Here is a 21143-nt window from a genome sequence, read left to right on the forward strand (position 1 = left end):
AAACCGCATAGCAATTAACTGTTATGCGGTTTTATTGTTAACCATCCATGTTACCTATCACCACTGTTTCCCATGCATCCTTGCATAATATTCAGCATATTGTGATACTGGGCATCCTGCCCTTTTTACTACAACTACCAGCATTAACTACTGATAGCAGCAAAGGGTATGTGTCCTTACTCCACTTATCATTATCATCCTGATGCTAATAAGTGAATCATTATCCTTAATGCGGTCAACTCAATCCTTGAGTCACATTCCCTAATGCCGTGTGACTATAATGCCTAATTCCTAACCTGATGTTAAGTCGCGTAAGCGTCATTACGTGTAAGCATATGCTTACATGATTCATATTCGTTACCCTGATTACAACTTATTAACGCAAAAGACACTAATCATCAAGCTTTGTCCATTATGATAGATAATGTAAGAAAATATTTCAAAGCGCATAATGGTAATGACGATGGTAACAATTAATTTGCCAGTAAGTTATGAATACGATTATATGAACAATTTATAGAGTGCGTACGTGCTCGGCTATCACCAGCAATGATGCGACGGGTAATTTAAAAATATTATAGGATATTGGATCATGAAAACTCTAAAGCCTTTCTCATTTAAGACCGTTATATCTACTGGTCTTGCGATTGCATTATTGGGCACTACAGTTGGGTGTACCGTCGTCGGTCCAGGATATGATAATTATCCAGTATATGGTGGTAATGATGATTATGGTAACACTGACTATAACCGTATTAGTCAAAAGCTACGCGCTGATCTGCGCCGTAAAGGCTATCAGGTTATGGATATCAAATCCGATAACTACCGTGGCAATCGCATAATGACCGCTTATGCCAAAAAGAACAACCAAGCATACGAGCTAAAATACACGTATCCTGATCTAAAACTTATTAGCTCGAATAAAAAAGCTTGGTCTAATGTTTGGCAAGACGATAGATATGACAAAGACCATTACAAGAAAGACAAATATAAAAATAATGGCAAGCATAAGAATAGTAAGCACTATAAGAATGACGATATCGAAGATAGCATTAAAAGAGACTCGCGTTATCCAGCAATTAAACAACGTGCAATCAATAAAATACAAGGCATGGGCTATCGGGTCAAAGACATTGAGCTGGAAGAAAAGAACGGACGCGGCGTGTTCGAGATTGAAGCCAAGCGCGGCTCGCAAGAGTATGAAATACGACTTGGTTACCCAAATTTAAATGTGATTAAGATTGAAAAAGACTAGGGCATGTCTTCCATTCAATTGATAGTTATAGTCAATCCTATATAAATCAGATACGGTATCAGGCTCGCTTAGTCTACTACTTATAGTACTTTCGCTTGCCTTCCTTGAATCTAAATTATATTGAACCGACTATATCTAAGTGCGCTAAAAATGAAATTAGTGAAATAAAGCTATTAAATAAAGTTTTGGCATCATTGATTAATTGATGCCTTTGGTCAAATAAGCCAGCCCTTGGTTTATTTGACCCTTTTTTATAAGATCAGCAAAAACATCTTTGACATCATAAGAGGATTTGATGAACCACCATACTTTATTAAAAACCACTACTAGCGCCAGTATGATTGCAGTGTTGCTGACGATAACGACTGGCTGTGTCACCGCACCTGGTTATAATGCTTACGGCGACCTTTATGAAGATATTTATAAAGACAGTAAAGTCTACAAAAAGCACAAGAAGACCATCAACTCCATTGATAAAGAGCTTTATCAGCCTGCTATCGAGCAAAGGGCTGCCAATAAAGTCAGCAATATGGGTTATCGAGTCAAAGACGTCAAATACAAAAAAGGTGACAGTAAAATAAAAGTAAAAGCCAAACACGGCAGTGAAGATTACAAAATCGAGCTTGGCTATCCGAGTTATAACGTGATTAAGATCAAAGAGGACTGATAGCTAACCCTAAAAGTCTAATACTTCAATCACATCATAGGCAGGTGTTTCATAAGGATGCGCCTGCTTTAACGCCTCGACGACTTGTTTAATATCAGCATCAGCCACTACCATTTCTACCCGCCATTCCTCAACGGTTTCCAGTCGATCATGTGCTCCAATATTCGGATTACTGCCTGCCAGTGGCCTAAATTGCCCTGTCCCCTGCACTTGCCAACAGCACTGTTCATAATTGCCAATCATCCCAGCGCCTGCCGAAAATAAAGCGGACTTTACCTGCTCTAATGCTGTATCTGGAATAAAAACCGTCAATTTATACATATATTACTTCCTTCAAGTCTATTTAGAAAAACAGCCATCAACTATCAATCTTGCTATTTTTTGGATAACGAAGGATGGGCTGTCCAAATGTAGCGCAATAACCACTCTTTTGCCTCGCCCGCATAATCAATGCCAATCCGTGGACGCAGCGATACTGGCGGCTTGCAACCGTCTTCTTCTATCCAAACGGCTGATGCTGGATGAATAGATTTGCCATACAAGTCACGGTCGATTTGTAATCGCTTGGTCAGCTTACCGGGACCAGCGAACTGCTTGGAATGAATCAGTTGTTGATCTAAGCTCAATAATTGCTCATCTCGCAGACGGTCACTATCTTCTGCTAAAAACCCTGCGCGTATCAGCACTGACTCAGGGGAGTCGATAGCACCACTGATTAAATTGAGCATATGATGGACACCATAAGTCAAATACACATAAAAAACGCCACCTTGCTCATACATGATTTCAGTGCGCGGCGTTCGACTGCCAGCATGTGAATGACAAGCGGGATCGCCCGCACCGATGTAAGCTTCGGTTTCTGAGATACGCATACGTAGTATTTTAGGCGTGCCATCCATATCTAACAGCTTTCTACATAGCACTTTACCTATTAAGTCAGCAGCGACCACACAGGTTGGTCGAGTAAACCATGATGGCGCTAAAATAGTAGGCTGCGCCGTGGAAGTTTGAGACGTTGACATTAGTAATGACCTTTTATGCTTTTATATCATTGAATAATTAATAAGTTATCATAAAATTAAGAAAAGGTATGGCACACAGTGTTTAAGGAATGTTTAAACAAACCTTGCAAGGTCGGTATAGCATTAAAAAAGATGATTTCTGCTGAATGAATAAGCATAAAAAAGGAAGAATGAGGTAACATTGGAATGAGGAATGAAACGTAAACTTAGACAAAAAGGAAGTCAAAAAATGAAAGGGATTACACGCTTCTCGAATAGCTTGATGGAAAAATATTTACCAGATCCATTTCTGTTCGTCATTATTTTAACCTTGGTTATTTTTGTAATGGGCTTAGGTTTAACCGACTCTTCACCGGTACAGATGGTGGCGTTTTGGGGTGAAGGCTTCTGGGCTTTGCTGGCATTCTCAATGCAAATGGTGTTGGTGCTAGTAACTGGTTTTGTATTAGCAAGCAGCCCCATATTTAAAAAAGGGCTGGGTAAACTTGCCAGTTTCGCAAGCTCGCCAGGTAGTGCGATTATACTGGTCACCTTAGTATCGCTTGCAGCAAGCTGGATTAATTGGGGATTTGGCTTGGTCATTGGGGCATTATTTGCCAAAGAGCTGGCGAAGCGTGTCGAAAATGTCGATTACCGTTTATTGATTGCCAGCGCCTATTCTGGATTTATCATTTGGCATGCCGGATTCTCTGGGTCGATTCCATTATCCATTGCAACAGCAGGCCATCCCTTCGTTGATAAAATCGGTGTTATTCCAACAAGTGCGACCATCTTTGCTAGCTATAACCTAATTATCGTCGCAGCATTGGTTATTATCGTCCCTTTATTAAACCGTCTGATGATGCCAAAAAAAGAAGATACGATTACGGTAGATCCAAAACTTCTAGTAGATCCTATCCCTGAGGATCTGCCAGCCAAATCGGATATGACACCAGCAGAACGCTTAGAAAACAGCTGGATTTTATCAATGGTCATTGGCGTATTGGGCATCGCCTTTATCGTGTATTATTTCGCACAGAACGGTTTTGCTCTAACGCTCGACTTGGTTAACTTTATGTTCTTGTTTCTTGGTATTATATTTCACGGTACACCTCGCAAGTATTTGATTGCAGTTCAAGAAGCGGTTAAAGGTGCAGGCGCTATCATCGTCCAATTTCCTTTTTATGCAGGCATTATGGGAATGATGACAGCTTCGGGGTTGGCAGGTGTGATGTCAGAAGCGTTTGTCAACGTTTCAACAGCGGAGACGCTACCACTTTTTGCTTTCCTCAGTGCAGGACTCGTCAACTTTTTTGTTCCTTCAGGTGGTGGACAATGGGCAGTACAAGCACCAATCATGTTAGAAGCGGCGGAAATGTTGGGTAGTGATCCGTCACGAGTTGCTATGGCTGTAGCATGGGGTGATGCTTGGACAAATATGATTCAGCCATTTTGGGCATTACCAGCACTGGCGATCGCAGGTCTAAAAGCCAAAGATATCATGGGTTTTTGTGTCATCGTGCTGATTGTCAGTGGTGTTGTGATTGGTTTAGGACTCTTGTTTTTATAATAAATCCTATAACTCCAACATTAACTATTTTAATAAAGAGGTTGTTCTTATCTTTAGATAATAATGAAGTAAATCAAATAGCAGTGGAGCTATTCAGAATAGCCATATTTGATAATAACGACTACCTTTAGGTCAAAGCCTTTATATTATTAGTCGTAAGATAAACACGAAGATTAATTTAAAATCACAAAAAAACTGAGCACATGGCTCAGTTTTTTTTACGCTAAAGATTGACCTGCAGTGCAGTGCCAATCAAACATCTAGCTTAATGGCACACCAATACGGTTAGCCACTTCTTCATAAGCTTCAATGACATCGCCTAATGATTGACGGAAGCGGTCTTTATCCAGCTTCTTCTTAGTCGTCTTGTCCCAAATACGGCAGCCATCTGGTGAAAACTCATCCCCTAAGACGATACGGTCATGGAACACACCAAATTCTAGTTTGAAATCAACCAGTATCAAATCACCTGCTTCGAATAACGCATTTAACACTTCATTTACTTGATGAGTCAGCTCTTCCATTCTTGCCAGTTGTGCTTCGGTTGCCCAGCCAAGAGACACAGCAAGTGACTCATTGACCATTGGATCACCCAGCGCATCATCTTTATAAAACAGCTCATAAGTAGGTGGCGTCAATGCTTGCCCTTCTTCTAAGCCTAAACGACGCACCAAACTGCCCGCAGCAAAGTTACGCACCACGCACTCAACCGGAATCATATCCAAACGCTTGACCAATACTTCATCTTCAGACAATTGCTTTTCAAAATGCGTTTCGATACCAGCATCAGCCAATTTTTGCATGATGAAAGCATTAAAACGATTATTGACGACGCCTTTGCGGGCTAACTGTTCAATACGCTTGCCATCAAGCGCTGAAGTATCATCACGGAAATGTAGAATCAAAAGATCATTATCTTCAGTTTCATAGACAGATTTGGCTTTGCCTTTATACAGCAGTTGTTGCTTTTGCATTATGGGAATTCCTGTTCGTTCAAGCTTATGTGGTAAAAACGCGCAGCGACCGCTGATTTTTGTATGACAGAATGAATAATATTTACATTAATCACTGTAAAATGTCAGCGGTATAAATAAGGGAATAGCTTTAATTCGAAGGACTACTGACAGCGCGCTCAGGCTTCGGTAGCTGGTACTGATTACCTGATTCGTTCTGTAATTTCAGCGTATTTGCACCAGCATTAGGAGTTGCATACAAAGGTACAAAAGGCGCTGGTTCTTTGTTAGCAGGCAGCTCTATTGGCACAAGCTTCTTGCTTTGCTGATATTCTAAGCTACCATTGTCACGCTTACCAAGTAAGTTTTTAGCACTTTGGCAACCGCTCAATACTAAAGTACTTCCCAATATTAAGGTCAGCAGCGCAGGGAATATTTTTGCAGTCGGTGATGATGTTTTCATCATATTATCTCTCTGAGTTAGCATTTACACGCATCATTTTATAATAAGTTCGCACGCACCAAGGCTTCATCAATAGTGGCATGATGTTGTTCAGCCAACCATACCAAAGGCAGACGAATACCAGTATCTATCATACCCATTTTATGAAGCGCATATTTTGCTGGGATAGGACTTGACTCAATGAACAAGTCACGGTGTAAATGCTTGACCACATCATGTACTTTATGAGCCGCATCAAAATCACCACGAAGCGCCGCTGTAAAAGTCTCGCTCATCGCTTTCGGGGCGACGTTGGCAGTGACTGAGATATTACCTTTACCACCAAATGTCATCAAATCAAGCGCCGTACTGTCATCGCCAGATAGCACGACGATTCTATCGCCCACTGCTTTGATCAATTGCTCACCGCGAGCAATAGAGCCTGTGGCATCTTTAATCGCGACGATATTATCGATATCAGCCAGACGTTCTACCGTCTCTTGTGCGATATCAACGACCGTACGTCCTGGCACATTATAAAGCATCTGCGGGATATTTACCGCGCGCGCGATAGCCTTATAATGTTGGTATAAGCCTTCTTGTGGCGGCTTGTTATAATAAGGCGCAACCAATAACGCACAATCTGCACCAGCGTCGGCAGCATCTTGGGTCAGCTTAATGGCTTCCATCGTATTATTGGCACCTGTTCCAGCAATCACTGGTACACGACCTTTGACATGCTGAACAAAGTAGCGAATGACATCGCTGTGCTCTTGCATAGATAATGTCGCTGACTCGCCAGTAGTACCAACGGCAACGAGACAATGCGTGCCTTGCTCAATCTGCCAATCTATGAGATCCGCCAGACGTTTATAATCGACCGTGCCGTCAGGATGCATGGGCGTTACCAAGGCTACCATTGAGCCTTGTAGTCGGGTTTTGATCTCGTCGTATGCTGTGCTCATAACCGTGCCTTACTGTATTATCCTAGCTTTTTTCAAAGCTGTCACATGATAGGTCGTTGGCAAGTGTCAATGATTATGTCTACGCCTGTACTCATATTGTGTACATTCATAGGCAACATTGGCAATATCTTGCTTGATATTAATGCTGAGTATTTTTTATTATCAATCTTTTTCTATGATAAAAGCGTTCGCAATATAGATGCTAAAAATCGTCTTAGCCTTATTTTTACCAATGACCGACAACGCTTATTTAGTACTAAAAATAGAATAATAAAAACGCCTGCTAGTGTAGCATATTTTGATTTGACCGATATCAATCAATTAACGTTCAATCAATTGAATTGCTGACATGCCATTACAACCTACAAACCAACAGCCTTATTATTCAACTCTCAGTTTAGCGCAATGAATCAGCGCTGATAAGTCTTTTGAATCATGTTAACGAATCGTCAACACATCGATAGTGGGGCGATACAAGCGAAAAGGCAGCCCTCGTGTGCCAATACCGCTACTGACAAATATCTGCGCACTGCCATGTTGGTATAAACCCCGCTGCTTGCCCATGCGGCTATTATTCAACAGGGTTGACTGCTCGCTACTACGTGCGATATTTTTTTGTTTTTGTGCCAACCATATATTTTTTTGAATCGCCTTTGCTGCACCAGTAATCAATAGTGGTCGTGGCTGTAAGGATTTTGGCAAATCGCTAATACTATCAAATCGTGAAGCCAAGATGATGACGGGCTTCGTGGTATTAGCAATTTCAGCACCAAGCGCGGCTTTATCAGACGCATTTGCCTCTTCAATATCAGCAAACTGTTTAGGAACATCTTGCCAGCCGCAAAGCACGGCGACGGTTGGGCTATTTTCCAAATTTTGCTGTCTAAAACCCTCTTTATTATTTTTAGAATAACTCGCACTGGGCATTACTGGAAGCGCATTAGTAGCCCCAGTACATTTGAGTGGCAGTGACGTACACTGCTGACCGATATAGCTAATATCGAGTACATCAAAGGCACTAGACAACGTATCTTCTAATAGCGGCTGTCCTTGCTTGGTCGTATTAATCGATTGATAACGCAAGTCTGAGGTACTCATCACTGTATAAATAGGCTTATTAACCCCTTTAAACAACATGAGCTGACCCACTAAATCAGCACTTGGGTAATACAACCAGTCGCCCGTAATCAGCACCGCATCTGCTGGTAACGCATTGATGGTAGCAACCAGTTTACGAATATGACGCGGCTTGCCGCTATACAAGCCTATGCGTAAATCAGCCAATACGGCAACCGTCAGCGGTGTGGATAAATCTAAGTCGATTGCATGATGATCTAAACGTAAACGATTGGGTTGTATCACCACGGTATAAAAATAGAACCCCATTGCAAATACGGCCACTAGCACGAGTGTCAGTGATAGCTGCGGCAGTATCGGCAACATTTCTTGCGACCAACCTATCACCAACAGCAAAGCCCAAACGGGCATAGTATAGGCAGCATAATATAGTGCCAACTTCAACCAAATACGCATAAAACGTTTGGTAGGATTGGCATTGAACGTTTGTAATCCTGACCACAGTATAATATACGCAAGCAATACTGCTACCGTAGAGATACTTAGGATATAAAGAGCATGGTCAGTCATAATTACCTGATGGTTACGAGAGAGTATGAGCCTAGCAACTGGCTTACCCTATATTAGAACGTATAGAGCGATAAATAAATCGCTCCATGAATAAGTTAGTGACAATGTTAGATTATTTTAAGTCATGGGTAAAAAAATCAGCCATTATAGGGGTCGAGCTCTATCATAGACAAGTAGAATTATTGACGCGCCTGTTATGCCATGCTCAATTGCTGCCCCGACTACCCATTACCCCTACCAAGCTATCAAAGCTATCAAGGCTTACTCAATACGTAAACCAATAATCGCGGGAATACCTTGGCGAATAATTTCAATGGTCACTACGCCTTTTTTGGGCAATGATGAAATCGCGCTTGAAAAATCCGTGACCTTTTTAATTGGCTTTTGGTGAAAATTGGTAATCACATCACCTGCCAACAGACCTGAACGCGCCGCCAATCCCGTTGGGTCAACTGTGGTGACCAAAATACCCGTCTTATTATCCACTGCGATTTCTGCTTGCTCATCAGCGGTCAAGTTACGTAAACGCAAGCCTAACTGCACCTCATCATTCTGCTGATCGCCGCCTTGTGCTCTCACATCATTGGGCGCATAAGTGAGTTTGCCGCTGATGGTCATTTGCTTACCATTACGCTGAATCTGTGCGCGGAAGCTATCGCTCGGTTTGGCACGATTGAGCAAGTTTAATAAATCTGAGGCGCGCATAATTTGCACTTCATTATATTGCAAAATGATATCGCCAGGTTTTAGACCAGCTTTTTGTGCAGGTGAGTCTGGTGATACTCTTGTCAGTAGTGCACCTTGAGGACGATCTAGGTTATAAGCTTCTGCTAAATTGCGATCGATGTCTTGCGGATAAATACCTAAATAAGCACGCACCACTTCGCCATCGGTTTTTAGCTGCTCGTAAATATCCATCGCCGCATCAATCGGAATGGAAAACGACAGACCCATGTAACCACCTGTACCACTAAAGATACGCGAATTAATACCAATCACTTCACCGCGCTGATTAAATAGTGGACCGCCTGAGTTACCCGGGTTCAATGCCACGTCTGTTTGGATAAATGGCACGCTGGTATCGCGTGAAAAGCTGCGTGATTTAGCACTGACAATGCCCGCCGATGCTGAGTAATCAAAACCAAATGGCGAACCAATAGCTAGTACTGGCTCCCCTACTTTCAGAGCATTCGAGTCGCCGATAGGCAAAGCGGGAAATTGGTTGCCCGAGACTTTTAGCACTGCCACATCAGAGCGCTCATCACTACCAACCAAGGTTGCATCAAGCTCCGTTCTATCGTTAAGAGTGACAGTGATTTTATCAGCGCCCTCCACCACATGATGGTTGGTTAGCATATAACCATCGGCTGTGACAAAAAAAGCCGTGCCATAAGCATGCTCAATTGCTGGCGTGGCAGCCTGATCAGGAATACGTAAACGATCACCAAAGAACTGCCGCAACAATTCGGCTGTTTGGGCTTGGGCAAGCTCAGCCTCGCTGACGGTCTTGGTGACATTTACGCGGGCAACGGCTGGGGTAACTTGCTGCACTAAGTCAGAAAAATCTGCCGTGGTGACGACAGCTTGGGCGCTTGCCATGGCGGTGGCAGTGACGCCAGTAACCATCGAGGTACTGACAGCAAGCACCAGCGCACTACGTTTTAACCAATGCGGCACATAAAACTTAGATTGCGCTGTAAGCATATTGATAGGCATGTTGTCCTCCATATAAGTAATCGTTGTTATTTTTAATGGTTATGTTTTGGCTACTATCGCTAGTGAGGCGTATACGATGTTTTAATTTTAACCAAATCCGTATATGACAAACGTTGTATCGGCACTGAATGTTATGGCGGCCAACCTTTTTAGTCGCTATCTAGTCGTTTATTAGATTACTGTTTTTTATACCCTTATGCCATCGACCATTCACCTTTCCTTATATAAACACCCCAAAACAATGATAATCCTCGTTAGGTGCATGATAAAGACGGCTACTGTATGATAAGTCATCGTGCTATTTTGTCATTATTTCAATTATGTAGGATAACCCAAGGCGCGATTATTTGACCCAGTTATTGTATGTTTTTACCGCTGCCTACTGATATCGTGCTGGATACGGCCTTGCTCAGCATGAAATAAAAGCATGTTATGATAGCAAGCCAAATAAATTTTTAAGCAAACTAAAGTATATAAATAATCATTATTGACTATTGTTTTATAAAGCTGGCTATTATCACCCTTATTTTTCATCTTTTGCATCACTAGAATAATGCGATGGTCAATTCAAGATAAATGGATAAAGAAAGTCGCGTGACAGTACTATCAATAATAGTCTGAGCGAGCTTGATGCCATATACGATTTATATGAGATTGACTGTTTTTCTAGCAATGCTTTTGTCTTTACTACTCTATAGTAGTTATATCATATCTGGCTCATGTTGTGATTCATGATGGATACCATTGTCGTCGCTTACGTTTTATAGAGATGTGTCTCTATAGCGAGTAGCGTCAACTTATTACTATACTACTGGCAACCGCTACTCTAAAAAAGCGGTTGATAGCTATAAAATACGACAAGATTATAAAAGGATCAATTTATGGATACCGCCCTATTATTATCTGGCGTGGTTGGGATTGGCATTGCTGCCCAATGGTTGGCTTGGTATTTAAAGCAACCGTCCATTTTATTTTTATTACTGATTGGCATTATCGTGGGCCCAGTGCTGGGAGTCTTCGATCCTGACTTGGTGCTGGGAGAGCTGATGTTCCCCTTCATCTCTTTGGGCGTGGCGATTATCCTATTTGAAGGCTCGCTGACGTTAGAGTTTGACGAGATTAAACAGCATGGCACCGTGGTGCAAATGCTGGTGTCGGTCGGTGTACTTATCACCATTGCTATCGTGGCGTTATCGACTTATCTCTTATTCGATGTCGATCCACTGATTGCTTTGCTGTTCGGTGCGCTCGTGTGCGTCACGGGTCCAACGGTGATTATGCCGCTATTACGTAGTGTGCGTCCCAATAAGACCATCTCTAATATCCTCAAATGGGAAGGTATCATCATTGACCCAATCGGCGCTATTGCCGTGGTTTTGGTTTATGAATACATCATCTCAGGCGGCGAAGCCAGCAGTATCTTATTGTTTGCCAAAATCGTGGTATTAGCGACAGCGATGGGTATGGCAGGCGCTTGGCTGCTTGCGTTCTTGATGCGTCGGCATATGATTCCTGAATTTTTACGCAATGTCTTTACGCTCGCGTTTGTCTTGGTGTTATTTTCAGTATCGAACCATTTAGAGCATGAGTCTGGGCTATTGACAGTCACTGTATTGGGCGTGGCATTGGCGAATTGGCCAAAATTCCCACGCGATACGATTTTAGAGTTTAATGAATCTTTAACCATCCTTCTTATCTCTGTGCTGTTTATTATCCTTGCAGCACGTGTAGAGCTGGAAAGCTTACTTAGCGTTGGTTTCGCAGGTCTGGTGTTACTTGCTATCGTCATGTTTGTGGCGCGACCATTATCCGTTTGGGCATCGTCTATTGGCTCAAACTTAAAGACCAATGAAAAGCTGATGATTAGTTGGATTGGGCCACGTGGTATCGTCGCTGCAGCCATCTCATCACTGTTTGCTATTCGTCTGCAAGAGTATGATATTCAAGGTGTTGAGCTGCTCGTGCCCTTAGTATTCATGGTCATTATTGGCACGGTTATGATTCAGGGCTTGGGGGCAAAAATAGTCGGCAACTTGCTGGGTGTCCGTGAGCCTGAGACCAATGGCATTCTTATCGTCGGCTCAAATCCCATTGCGCTTTTGGTAGCAACTTCTCTAAAAGATCAGGGCTTTGATGTCATCGTCGCACACAACAACTATACCAATATTGCCCGCGCACGCATGAGCGGTCTGCGTACTTATTTTGGCAATCCCATCTCTGATCACGCCGATCATCATCTTGACCTGATCGGTATCGGTCGTCTGTTTGCCATGAGTATGGACAAAGAGATGAATACCTTGTCTGAGATTCATTATCGTCATGAATTTGGTGAGCGCAAATTGTACCGTCTCAAGTTCAGCGACGAAAAGGTCAAAAGCGAGCGCGATGATAAGCAAGGCAACTTCCACTCGCAGTGGCTGTTTGGCAAAGACGTCACCTATACCAAACTTGCCAGTATGCTGTCGAAAAAAGCCCGTATCAAGATTACCAACATCACTGACAGCTACAGCTTTGAGCAATATAAAGCCGACAATAAACAATTCGTGCCGCTGTATACAATCGACAAAGAAGGCAAGCTACACGTCATTACCGATAAGTTTGATGGCATCGTGCCACGCGATCGCAAGCTCATCTCACTGGTAGTGGAAGATGAAGTACAGCCAAAACCTGTCGACGTGACACCTAAACAAGAGCAGGCGCGACTGGCAGCTGATGCTAACTTTGAGTCCAGCTCAAAAGCGCCTGAAAAGCGTAAAGAGAAAGAGCTGAGCGATGATAGTGTTGATGCAACAGAACCATCCACTGCCACTGATAGCGACAGCGCTAAAGAAACAATCGCTGAGCAGGCAATCACTGAGCAGGCAATCACTGAGCAGAGAGTCGCTGAGCAAAATGCAGATACTGAGGTATCAAACCATTCGAGCAGCAATGCTGAAACTAAAACCACGCCAGACACCTTGAATGACAAAGTAATAACGTCAAAAGATGAGTCTATTGACGTCGTTAATAAAGGCGTCATGTCAGCCAACTCGACAGCGACTTCGAAGGCAATTCCTAAAAATAAGGTGTCTAGCAACAGTAGTACGAATGGTAATGGCAACGCACCTAAAACCAAGAAGGGCGCGCTTGATCCAAATCGTTTACCCGACTCTGGTCAAGATAATACAACCAATGCAAGCTCTGATGTCGATACTACTAAAGACAACATCAACAAAGGCAATGTTCAGGAAATTTCAAATAATAAAGCTGTGAATAAACAGGATAAATGATCATTGCCACAGCTTTGATTTAACACAGTTTTGACAATATCTTGATGACTGTTTTGATACTTTATAGAATATAACAGTTTATGAAACACAAAAGCCCCAACGCAATGTTGGGGCTTTTTATTTGGCTAGGTGATGGCTTTATAAAATCCGTTACGAAACATCAAATCTGCCTTGTACCGCCTGCCATACTCGCGCGCTCACCTCATCGGCGCTGCCTGATGCGTCAATGCGCTGTATCCGTTCGGGGTGCTGAGTCGCTAGCGTGTTAAAGCCTTTATGCACCCAAGTAAAAAATTCGGTCGCTTGCTGCTCAAATCTATCAGCGGCGCTACGTTTATTAGCGCGTGTCATACCTTCTAATACGGGCAAATCCAGCCACAATGTCAGCTCAGGTAGTTGCGGCACAAACTGCTCGATAAGCGATTCAATTTTGGCTCGTACCACCGCATCGCCATGCGCGCGCCCAAAGCCCTGATAAGCAATGGTAGAATCGGTAAATCGATCACATATTACCCACGTCCCGCGTTGCAGCGCTGGCAAAATCACTTGCTGCATATGGTCGCAGCGCGCCGCAAACAGTAGCAATAACTCTGTATCATCATTGATGTCGGTCGCAGGGTCCAATAATATAGCGCGCAAACGTTCTGCAAACGGGCTACCACCCGGCTCACGGGTACGCAGATACGCAATATTGTTATCGTCTAAGCGTGTGCACAGCTGCTCAATGGCAGTCGTTTTGCCTACGCCCTCAGTACCTTCAAAACTGATAAAGCGCCCTTGATTGAGTGCGATATCATTAATGTCATTGCTTGTTTTGGGCTGACTTGCTTGCGACTGGACTGTTTGAGATACGTGGTCTTGTATAGATGCTGACATGATATGACCTTATGTCATTGATGAGCGTTATGTCGTTATGTAGACAGTTGCATAACGCTCAGTTCACGATAGGTTTTGAGAAAAGATAGAGGATTGAATTACTGCGGCGGGGTTTGTGATTTTTTCTCACGCATGACGCCGAGATATTCTTTTACCGCTTGATTGTGCGCCGCCAAGCTATTGGTAAATTTGTGCCCGCCATTACCTGTCGCTACAAAGTATAATGCATCACTATCTGCTGGATGCAAGGTCGCTTCGATAGAGGCAGCCGATGGTAGCGCGATAGGTGTTGGCGGTAGGCCATCAATTTGATAAGTGTTATAAGACGTTTTTTCATCAATGTCTTTACGGCGAATGTTGCCTTCATAGCGACTGCCCATACCATAGATGATGGTCGGATCGGTCTGCATTCGCATGCCTTTATCCAAACGATTTCTAAACACCGCAGAGACCAAAGGACGCTCTTCTGCCACACTGGTTTCTTTTTCGATAATAGAGGCCATCACTAACGCCTCATAAGGCGTCTTATAAGGCAAATTGGGCGCACGATTTTCCCACGCTTCAGTCAATACTTGCTGTTGACGCTTATATAAATCGGTCAGTACCTGCTTATCAGTGCTACCTTCCCCATAATAATAAGTATCGGGGGCAAACCAGCCTTCAAGATTGTGATTGACGATAGGGTCGTTACTATTGATCACTTCATTTGGCAATATACCGACCAAATCCAACGCTTGAGCAATACCAGCATTGTCTCTATCATTGCCACTATCGTCGGTCAGCACCTCTTTTTTGATGCCTTTATTGTCCCTTAATGTTTGATATAAATCTTTAGAGGTTTTGCCTTCGATGATTTGCACCTTTACCATCGATGCTTTTACCCCTTGCCCAAGTATATGTAGCGTTTCAGCAAAGGTAGGATTTTCTGGTAATTGATAAATACCAGCATGTAAGGGGCCATCGACTTGTGTTTTCATATAGAGCTTGGCAATCGTGGCAGAAAACAGCGGGATTTGCTGTTGCCACTGCGGCAGTAGACCATAATAGCTCTGACCCTGCTCAATGGTGACCATTTGCTTTGGCTGCTCAATCCGCCCAAACAATGTCTGATAGACCATCACTAAGAAAAACGCAGCGATAAGCCCCAGTACTAGCAACACTTGATAACCACGCTGCATAAAGAACGATTGATTATCCGCTTTATATTCGCGTGGCTTAGCCGCTCCACTGATGAGTGACACATCTGTCGCTGGCGTTTCCTCTACCCCATCGACTGCTGGTTGCGTGTCCGGTAGTGTGGTATCGACACGCTCCTCAACACTGCTATCTGGTTTATTCGATGGCGTTTCATTAGGGCGTTCAGGAGGCGTTTCAGATGTAGGCTTGCTCATGGCAACTCGCGAGGCAGAAGTTTGCTAGAATTTAGCACTGAACCGTGCGATTTTCAATGGTATTTGCTTAGCTTATCAATTATCTTGGTATTTACGCCTGCTGATATGGGCTAATATTTCTACCTTCTTTTGGTGTTTTTCCTTTTCTCTAATAACGAAAACTGGTTATGAACCTACATTTTAATCAAAGTCTCGCTGCAAACTACAAATCCGAACCTCAAAAAATTCGTGTATTAAGCGAGGATTGGGTTTCTAAGCAAAGTTACTGCCCTAATTGCGATGCTGAACCATTGGCGGAATTTACTAACAACAAGCCTGTCGCTGACTTTTATTGTACAAATTGTAATGAGCAATATGAGCTCAAAAGTAAGCAAGCAAAGTTAAGCAACATTATCAATGATGGCGCTTATGACACCATGATTGAGCGTATCAGTAGCGACAACAATCCTAACTTTTTCTTTTTAACCTATTCTCAAGAATATAGCGTTAACAACTTCCTGATTATTCCTAAGCATTTTTTTAAGCCTGATATGATTGTCAAACGTAAGCCTTTATCAGTCTCTGCTAAACGTGCCGGTTGGGTTGGTTGCAATATTGATTTACGACAAGTGCCCGAATCAGGCAAAGTATTTTTGGTGAAAAACCAGCAAGTCATATCACGCGATAATGTCACCGAGCAATTTCAAAAAACCTTGTTTCTACGTAAGCAATCTACAGCTTCGCGTGGTTGGGCACTGGATGTTTGGCAATGTATTGATAGACTGGATGCTAATTTCTCTCTCAATCAGGTTTATGCTTTTGCTGATGAATTACAGCGTAAACATCCTGAAAATAATCACATTAAAGATAAAATCCGTCAGCAATTACAACTATTACGTGATAAAGGAATTATTGAGTTTTTGGGTCGTGGTCACTATCGGAAATTATACTAAGCTTGATTATCATCCCAAAGTGGCAAATAGGCACTTGCCACCAATCGTTCATAGAATTTGTGTGGAGGATAATCCATTTCCAACTCATCATTTACTTTAAAAAAAGTGTCCATATTGTCTTTAATACATTTAAAAGATTTATTTCTTACGTGCTTATTCCAGCCTATTAATAGTCCTAGTGGCGTACGAGAAGCCTTAGTAAAAGCTTGTCTTTCTACTGTAAGCGCACACATGACAGGTTCATCATGAGGTATTTTATCCACGCCTTGTTCTATGACTTCTTGGCGTATATGTGTATACCTAAACACCCCACCAAATGCTGTATATTTTTTATCTTTCTTAGAATAAACAATATTGTGAATGCTATCTTCGAATAACCCGCTAAGTGAACGACTTCATCAGGATATTTTTTTGCTTTACGACATATTTCATTAAATAGCATTAATCGGCGGATTTGTAGCGGAATTCGTTTTTCTTCATAGGTAGTACGCATTTTTATCTCCTGCTAAATAATCTTTAATCAGATACGATTGATTTCTACGTATTGTAAATTATATTAAACGTTTCTCATTGAATCGCTCAGGCCTTGGTTTTCCCTCATTATCACGGTACACGTCTGCAATTAACTCCTCTCTATCGTCCCATAAAGGTAAACGTGCCGTTGCAACTAAACGGCCATGAAACTTATGCGGTGGATACTCTCCATCAATTTCATCATTGATTTTAAAAAAGTGCTCTTCTCGATAATCGACGTAAGCATGCATTCTATTTTTAATATAGTTATTCCAATAGCAGACCAGCTGGATAGCTGTGCGCGCAGGCTGAGTAAACTGTTTTAAATTAACTGTCAGCGCACGTGTGACGGGTTCATCGTTAGGAAAAACTCTAATACGCTGCTCGATAACTTCTTCTCTTGTTTCTGCGTACTCAAACACGCCGCCAAACGCAATAAATTTTTTAAAGTCTTTCAAATACATAACACCAAGCGATAATTCAGTGAATCTTGATAAATGAATAATTTCATCAGGTTGTTTTTTTGCTAATTTGCAAATCTCATCAAAAATTAATAGTCGACGGATTTGTAAAGGTATTCGTTCATCTTCGTAGATGTAGTCCATGGATATCTCTCCTTATCAAAATACTATCATTGATCGATTTTCCTTATCGCACAAGTCTACATAACAAAAGACGATCACTTCTTTTTAAATGCCTTTGCTAACCTAGAATATATAAATACTCAAGAAATTTTGATAAGCAGATATCGGGAATAGCAATGATGAAAGTAGATAAAAAACTGAAAAGAGCCTTTCAGATAGAGATTGTCGAGACGTTGAATAATATCGTAGAGGTTAACGCAGAGAACGAGCAAGAAGCACTATTAAAAGTGCGAGATATGTATCGCAATGAAGAAGTTGTTTTGTACCCAAATGACTTTATTGATACCAAGTTTAATATTTTTAAATACGATTAGAATCGCTTAAAATCTCACCACCTCACCCGATAATAATGTCAAACTGCTCATTGGCATGACACCGCGCAGCGCATTGCAAAAGAATAGCTGGCTTAGTCGTGGCAAATCCTCATCTTGCAATGACCTGATAATGACGGGAGGTTTGCTAGTCGATAACGCATCGATAAGCACTTGCCGCATCACGCCAGCGACGCCCGCTTGCGCCATCGATGGTGTATACCATTGACCTTGGTCTAAATAATTCGGATCATTTTTATTGATGTCTAAATGGCTTGCGGATTTTGAGGATTGCTGCTCTGATAATTGATAAAAGACATTGCTCATCGTACCTTCAACCCAACGACCACTCATATCTCGTAGCAGCCCCTCACTGATGCTTGGTTTAATATTGTCTTCCAATACTTTGGCTTTGATAGCTTGCAGCTCACCACTTGCCAGCACATTGTCGAGGCGATTGAGGCTTTTGAGTCCGGCTAATGGTGGCGGTAAGCAAGCAAGCTGCGAAGATAGGCAAATGGCAGAACTGATAGGCTGCATCGGGATTAAGCATCCATCAGGCAAGCGTAATTGCTCAGTCGTAGTGACGGTCATCACAGAGGATTTTAGCCAAATCTCACAAGCGCTACCAGATGTGGTTGGCACATAGCCATAACCACGGACATCTTGCACGGCGCGAGTCACCATCAGTTTCAGCATGCCTTGTTGTAGTTGCTCGGCATGCGTCTGCAATAAAGCCATGGCAGAATGACTGTCTAATTCAAGTTGTAAAGCTTCAGCATGGGAAACAAGGCGCTGCTGATGATGAGCCAACCACAGTATCTGCCCATCGATAACCCCCATCGTGGTAAAAAACCCATCGCCATATGCCAACCCACGATTGTCTAGCGATACTGTGCCTGAGCTATCCGTCGTAGCACTTAATGGATGTATGCATAGCCAATTACTGAGCGGCATGATAGCTAGCACAGCTTACTTCTTATCTGTTTGGGCAGCAGATTTATTGATGACCAGCATACAACTATAGAACTCACATTTTGCCAATTCTATTTTTTGACCACCGATGACTTTATTTTTGATAATTTGACCATTAAGCATATCAGAAATCAGTTGTCCGCCCTCATCACCCATCAGTTGGCGGGCAAGCTTATGCGCTTTTTCGGCATGGTTTTGACTTATCTCTTTTTCTTTATCAGAGTCAGTAGGATTGGCAAAGTACCAGCCGAGTTCGAGATACTTTTCAGAATCAATCAGATCCAAATACGGCGCATCAGTATCCATAAAGCGATATTTGGCGGCTGGATTACTGGCATAGTCGAGGCTGTTCTCGTCAGTGCTCATGACCTTGCCAAAAGTCGCTTTGATCTCATCTAAATTATCGACGTTCAGTGACGCTACATTTTTAGTGCCCCATCCCGCAACGTCATATTTCACTTGTGTACCTTGCTGAGCAGTAGCACCGTCTAAGTCGGCGTTCGGCGCAGCATTGCCCTGTACTAGCGCATCGTCAGCGACGGTTTGCTCGCTCATATCGGCATCTTGTTTTTGGGCGTCGTCTTTACTGCTATCACAACCACTGAGCGACACACCGACTGCCATTATCGTACCGACTAAGAGGGTCTGTAGGCTATTATTCCACATGGGCAATTTACTCACACTTTTAGATGATTCTCAAAATAGTATTAACGAGCAGGCAGATAGGCCGCTGATAATGGACATTATATTTTATAAACAAGCGTTCTTATACTTGGTATTGTATGACTCAGTTTGTTATGTCAGTTTGTTATGACTTGGTTTTTGACAGTTCAGTTACTGATAGTTATGCAACTGCCAAAATATCAATATAAAATTTTCATACTCTCTAGTTTACCCAACTGCTTAACACTTGACCACCCTTTACGTTACGGATAACGCTCCCAGACAGTACAGATTTGTTAAAGATATAATCTGTCAAAAAACCTACCTATTCAAGTGTTTACTCGTTAGACCACCGATTTGTCAAATATTGCGTTATCCCTTATGATGATTGTATATCGATGCCCTTCTACTGATTAATTTTTGCCTCTTATCGCAAGCAGACCTATTATGACCCAGCATTTTATCGTTATCGGTAATCCCATTGCCCACAGTAAATCCCCTGAAATTCATACGTTATTTGCAGCGCAGACGGGCATTGAGATTAGCTATCAACGCCAATATTGCCCCGATGATGCAGCCAGTTTTACCGCGGTGCTTGAGGCATTTTTTCAGGGCGGCGGTGTTGGAGCCAACGTAACTGTACCTTTTAAACAAATCGCTTATGACTGCTGCGCGGCGCGCGGTGGTTTATCAGAGCATGCCAAAGTTGCAGGCGCAGTCAATACGCTGTTACTAAATAAAGCGCTGGTAAAAAGTGGCGTGCCAATCACCGAGGCATTGTATGGCGATAATACCGACGGACAAGGACTGGTCAATCACATCTTAAGTTTGGATTGGCCATTGAGTGGTGCACGTGTGGCACTCATTGGTGCAGGCGGCGCAGCACGTGGAGTGATATTGCCATTAATTGAAGCTGGTATCGCACATCTTACGATTGCCAATCGCACGCTGAGCAAGGCAACAGAGTTAGTCACTGAGCTTAGCGCGGCAAGCGCTGCTATTCATGAGCAGCAGATTGAAACTTGTCGCACGACTGAATTAAATGGACCGTTTGATATTATCATCAATGCGACTTCTATTGGTTTATCAGCAGATACGCTACCACTAAGCGACACGCTAAACGGTGACTACGCTTATGACATGATGTACGGACGCCCGCTGCCATTTTTGCAGCATTTTTCTGCACGTGGCGCGCAGATTTCTGATGGCTATGGCATGCTCATCGGGCAAGCAGCGCTAAGTTTTGCGCATTGGACGTGTCATACGATCGATGTTGTGCAAGCGACTGAAACGCTACACAGTCGTTAATCGAAAATTGACATAAAAAAAGTCGCATGAACTCAGCTCATGCGA

At 42.7% G+C, this 21143-nt stretch carries 20 protein-coding genes; 7 read left to right on the plus strand and 13 right to left on the minus strand.

The window, feature by feature from the left end:
* Positions 1-592: 592 nt before the first annotated feature.
* The gene (locus tag ACI2JM_RS01095) at positions 593-1255 is read left to right on the plus strand and encodes a PepSY domain-containing protein (RefSeq protein WP_404641483.1); all 663 of its coding nucleotides are present in this window, start codon (positions 593-595) and stop codon (positions 1253-1255) included.
* A 295-nt stretch (positions 1256-1550) separates the two neighbouring features.
* Complete coding sequence (locus tag ACI2JM_RS01100; protein WP_201552466.1) at positions 1551-1922, plus strand: hypothetical protein; 372 nt, start codon at positions 1551-1553, stop codon at positions 1920-1922.
* A gap of 9 nt (positions 1923-1931) precedes the next feature.
* Here ACI2JM_RS01100 and ACI2JM_RS01105 read toward each other — a convergent pair whose 3' ends face one another.
* Both ACI2JM_RS01105 and ACI2JM_RS01110 read right to left on the minus strand, forming a co-directional pair.
* Positions 1932-2243 (minus strand): NGG1p interacting factor NIF3, encoded by a 312-nt coding sequence (locus tag ACI2JM_RS01105; protein ID WP_372814520.1) that lies wholly within the window; start codon positions 2241-2243, stop codon positions 1932-1934.
* Positions 2244-2296: 53 nt separating this feature from the next.
* Positions 2297-2944, minus strand: a complete 648-nt coding sequence (locus ACI2JM_RS01110; protein ID WP_404641486.1) for a DNA-3-methyladenine glycosylase — start codon at positions 2942-2944, stop codon at positions 2297-2299.
* A 229-nt stretch (positions 2945-3173) separates the two neighbouring features.
* On the opposite strand from ACI2JM_RS01110, the gene ACI2JM_RS01115 reads away from it, so the two are divergent.
* Positions 3174-4493 carry a short-chain fatty acid transporter gene (locus ACI2JM_RS01115; protein WP_060490252.1) on the plus strand — a complete coding sequence of 440 codons (1320 nt, stop codon included), beginning with the start codon at positions 3174-3176 and terminating at the stop codon, positions 4491-4493.
* Positions 4494-4753: 260 nt separating this feature from the next.
* On the opposite strand, the gene purC is transcribed toward ACI2JM_RS01115, so the two are convergent.
* The 5 genes from purC to ACI2JM_RS01140 all read right to left on the minus strand — a co-directional run bounded on the left by purC (position 4754) and on the right by ACI2JM_RS01140 (position 10126).
* Positions 4754-5467: a phosphoribosylaminoimidazolesuccinocarboxamide synthase gene (gene purC / locus ACI2JM_RS01120; protein ID WP_060490251.1), complete on the minus strand. Its 714-nt coding sequence runs from the start codon at positions 5465-5467 to the stop codon at positions 4754-4756.
* Positions 5468-5597: 130 nt separating this feature from the next.
* Positions 5598-5912 (minus strand): hypothetical protein, encoded by a 315-nt coding sequence (locus ACI2JM_RS01125; protein WP_227685480.1) that lies wholly within the window; start codon positions 5910-5912, stop codon positions 5598-5600.
* Positions 5913-5947: 35 nt separating this feature from the next.
* A complete protein-coding gene (gene dapA / locus ACI2JM_RS01130) occupies positions 5948-6853 on the minus strand; it encodes a 4-hydroxy-tetrahydrodipicolinate synthase (RefSeq protein ID WP_201580752.1) in 906 nt (301 codons plus the stop codon).
* Between the two features lie 438 nt (positions 6854-7291).
* Positions 7292-8500: a hypothetical protein gene (locus ACI2JM_RS01135; protein ID WP_404641489.1), complete on the minus strand. Its 1209-nt coding sequence runs from the start codon at positions 8498-8500 to the stop codon at positions 7292-7294.
* Positions 8501-8761: 261 nt separating this feature from the next.
* Positions 8762-10126, minus strand: coding sequence for a Do family serine endopeptidase (locus tag ACI2JM_RS01140; RefSeq protein ID WP_390890589.1), 1365 nt, complete (start codon positions 10124-10126; stop codon positions 8762-8764).
* Positions 10127-11097: 971 nt separating this feature from the next.
* Between ACI2JM_RS01140 and ACI2JM_RS01145 the strand changes: the two genes are divergently transcribed.
* The gene (locus ACI2JM_RS01145) at positions 11098-13485 is read left to right on the plus strand and encodes a cation:proton antiporter (protein ID WP_404641491.1); all 2388 of its coding nucleotides are present in this window, start codon (positions 11098-11100) and stop codon (positions 13483-13485) included.
* Positions 13486-13635: 150 nt separating this feature from the next.
* Here the strand turns inward: ACI2JM_RS01145 and tmk are convergent, their stop codons facing one another.
* Both tmk and mltG read right to left on the minus strand, forming a co-directional pair.
* Positions 13636-14361: a dTMP kinase gene (gene tmk / locus ACI2JM_RS01150; protein ID WP_201552456.1), complete on the minus strand. Its 726-nt coding sequence runs from the start codon at positions 14359-14361 to the stop codon at positions 13636-13638.
* A 98-nt stretch (positions 14362-14459) separates the two neighbouring features.
* Positions 14460-15752, minus strand: coding sequence for an endolytic transglycosylase MltG (gene mltG / locus ACI2JM_RS01155; RefSeq protein ID WP_055123616.1), 1293 nt, complete (start codon positions 15750-15752; stop codon positions 14460-14462).
* A gap of 167 nt (positions 15753-15919) precedes the next feature.
* On the opposite strand from mltG, the gene ACI2JM_RS01160 reads away from it, so the two are divergent.
* Positions 15920-16684, plus strand: coding sequence for a DpnI domain-containing protein (locus ACI2JM_RS01160; protein ID WP_404641494.1), 765 nt, complete (start codon positions 15920-15922; stop codon positions 16682-16684).
* Here ACI2JM_RS01160 and ACI2JM_RS01165 read toward each other — a convergent pair.
* Together ACI2JM_RS01165 and ACI2JM_RS01170 are read right to left on the minus strand one after the other, a co-directional pair.
* Positions 16681-16947 carry a hypothetical protein gene (locus ACI2JM_RS01165; RefSeq protein WP_404641496.1) on the minus strand — a complete coding sequence of 89 codons (267 nt, stop codon included), beginning with the start codon at positions 16945-16947 and terminating at the stop codon, positions 16681-16683. The two genes, ACI2JM_RS01160 and ACI2JM_RS01165, sit on opposite strands and share 4 nt — an antisense overlap.
* A 288-nt stretch (positions 16948-17235) precedes the next feature.
* A complete protein-coding gene (locus ACI2JM_RS01170; protein WP_314885931.1) occupies positions 17236-17802 on the minus strand; it encodes a hypothetical protein in 567 nt (188 codons plus the stop codon).
* 155 nt (positions 17803-17957) lie between these two features.
* On the opposite strand from ACI2JM_RS01170, the gene ACI2JM_RS01175 reads away from it, so the two are divergent.
* Entirely contained in the window at positions 17958-18155 is a 198-nt protein-coding gene (locus tag ACI2JM_RS01175) for a DpnD/PcfM family protein (RefSeq protein WP_404641498.1), read from the plus strand.
* Between the two features lie 6 nt (positions 18156-18161).
* Here the strand turns inward: ACI2JM_RS01175 and ACI2JM_RS01180 are convergent, their stop codons facing one another.
* Together ACI2JM_RS01180 and ACI2JM_RS01185 are read right to left on the minus strand one after the other, a co-directional pair.
* Positions 18162-19121, minus strand: coding sequence for an aminotransferase class IV (locus ACI2JM_RS01180; RefSeq protein ID WP_404641500.1), 960 nt, complete (start codon positions 19119-19121; stop codon positions 18162-18164).
* 3 nt (positions 19122-19124) lie between these two features.
* Positions 19125-19793 (minus strand): hypothetical protein, encoded by a 669-nt coding sequence (locus ACI2JM_RS01185; protein WP_404641502.1) that lies wholly within the window; start codon positions 19791-19793, stop codon positions 19125-19127.
* 444 nt (positions 19794-20237) lie between these two features.
* Between ACI2JM_RS01185 and aroE the strand changes: the two genes are divergently transcribed.
* Positions 20238-21098 carry a shikimate dehydrogenase gene (gene aroE, locus ACI2JM_RS01190; protein ID WP_404641504.1) on the plus strand — a complete coding sequence of 287 codons (861 nt, stop codon included), beginning with the start codon at positions 20238-20240 and terminating at the stop codon, positions 21096-21098.
* Positions 21099-21143 lie beyond the last annotated feature (45 nt).

Source organism: Psychrobacter sp. NPDC064578, assembly GCF_044901245.1.
GTDB lineage: Bacteria > Pseudomonadota > Gammaproteobacteria > Pseudomonadales > Moraxellaceae > Psychrobacter > Psychrobacter cibarius_C.